Raw genomic sequence first — 2,047 nt, 5'->3', positions numbered from 1 at the left:
GTGACCTCGCTGGCGAACGCCCAGGTCCAGGCGCTCACCACCACCCAGCTGAACGCCCTGGCCACGGCGGACCTGCGCGAATTCGCCGCCAGCCAGATCGCGGCGCTCACCACCGCGCAGGTGTCCAGCCTGGAAACCGCCACCCTGACGGCGCTCAGCACCAATCAGGTGGCCAGCCTGACCACCGTCCAGGTGCGGGCGCTCACCTCCGACCAGTTGGGCGCCCTGCCGACAGCGGACGCCCAGGCGCTGACCGCCGCCCAGGTGGCGGCCTTGACCACCAACCAGGTGGCCAGCCTGAACACCGGCGCCCTGTCCGCCCTGAGCGCCACCCAGGTGGCCAACCTCTCCGCCACCCAGGTCAAGGCCCTGACCACCGATCAGGTGACTGCGCTGACCACCGCCGACGTGCGTGAGTTCAGCGCGGCCCAGGTCGGCGCGCTGACCACGGACCAGCTGACGGCACTGGCTACCAACCAGGTGACGGCGCTGACCGTGTCCCAGCTGACCGGCCTGAGCACCAGCCAGGTGTCCACGCTGACCACGGCGCAAATCTTCTCGCTGACCACCGCCCAGGCGGCCAGCCTGTCCGCCGCCCAGGTCAAGGCCTTGACCTCCGACCAGCTGAACGTCCTGCCGACCGCCACCGTGCGGGCGCTGACCACCGCCCAGGTCGCCAGCCTCACCACCGCCCAGGTCGCCACGCTCAGCAGCGACGCCCTGTCCGCGCTCAACAGCGCCCAGGTGACCTCGCTGGCGAACGCCCAGGTCCAGGCGCTCACCACCACCCAGCTGAACGCCCTGGCCACGGCGGACCTGCGCGAATTCGCCGCCAGCCAAGTCGCGGCGCTCACCACCGCGCAGGTGTCCAGCCTGGAAACCGCCACCCTGTCAGCACTCAGCACCAATCAGGTGGCCAGCCTGACCACCACCCAGGTGCGGGCGCTCACCTCCGACCAGTTGGGCGCCCTGCCGACAGCGGACGCCCAGGCGCTGACCGCCGCCCAGGTGGCGGCCTTGACCACCAACCAGGTGGCCAGCCTGAACACCGGCGCCCTGTCGGCCCTGAGTGGCACCCAGGTGGCCAATCTGTCCGCCACCCAGGTCAAGGCCCTGACCACCGATCAGGTGACGGCGCTGACCACCGCCGACGTGCGCGAGTTCAGCGCGGCCCAGGTCGGCGCGCTGACAACCGACCAGCTGACGGCACTGGCCACCAACCAGGTGACGGCGCTGACCGTGACCCAGCTGACCGGCCTGAGCACCAGCCAGGTGTCCACGCTGACCACGGCGCAAACCTTCTCGCTGACCACCGCCCAGGCGGCCAGCCTGTCCGCCGCCCAGGTCAAGGCCTTGACCTCCGACCAGCTGAACGTCCTGCCGACCGCCACCGTGCGGGCGTTGACCACCGCCCAGGTCGCCAGCCTGACCGCCGCCCAGGTCGCCACGCTCAGCAGCGACGCCCTGTCGGCACTCAACAGCGCACAGGTGACCTCGCTGGCGAACGCCCAGGTCCAGGCGCTCACCACCACCCAGCTGAACGCCCTGGCCACGGCGGACCTGCGCGAATTCGCCGCCAGCCAGATCGCGGCGCTCACCACCGCGCAGGTGTCCAGCCTGGAAACCGCCACCCTGACGGCGCTCAGCACCAATCAGGTGGCCAGCCTGACCACAACCCAGGTGCGGGCGCTCACCTCCGACCAGCTGGGCGCCCTGCCCACGGCGGACGCCCAGGCGCTGACCGCCGCCCAGCTGGCGGCCTTGACCACCAACCAGGTGGCCAGCCTGAACACCGGCGCCCTGTCGGCCCTGAGTGGCACCCAGGTGGCCAACCTCTCCGCCACCCAGGTCAAGGCCCTGACCACCGATCAGGTGACGGCGCTGACCACCGCCGACGTGCGCGAGTTCAGCGCGGCCCAGGTCGGCGCGCTGACCACGGACCAGCTGACAGTACTGGCCACCAACCAGGTGACGGCGCTGACCGTGTCCCAGCTGACCGGCCTGAGCACCAGCCAGGTGTCCACGCTGACCACGGCGCAAATCTTCT

1 protein-coding gene is annotated in these 2,047 nt (G+C 71.0%); it reads left to right on the top strand.

Annotated features, from left to right (window positions below; genetic code table 11):
- Positions 1–2,047: beta strand repeat-containing protein (locus tag FHS74_RS30060; RefSeq protein ID WP_184807953.1), on the top strand; the 2,047-nt coding region annotated here is incomplete at both ends.

It is taken from the genome of Nitrospirillum iridis (assembly GCF_014205765.1).
GTDB lineage: Bacteria > Pseudomonadota > Alphaproteobacteria > Azospirillales > Azospirillaceae > Nitrospirillum > Nitrospirillum iridis.
Note: the sequence above shows the minus strand (reverse complement) of the source record. Positions and strands in the feature narration are given on the sequence as shown.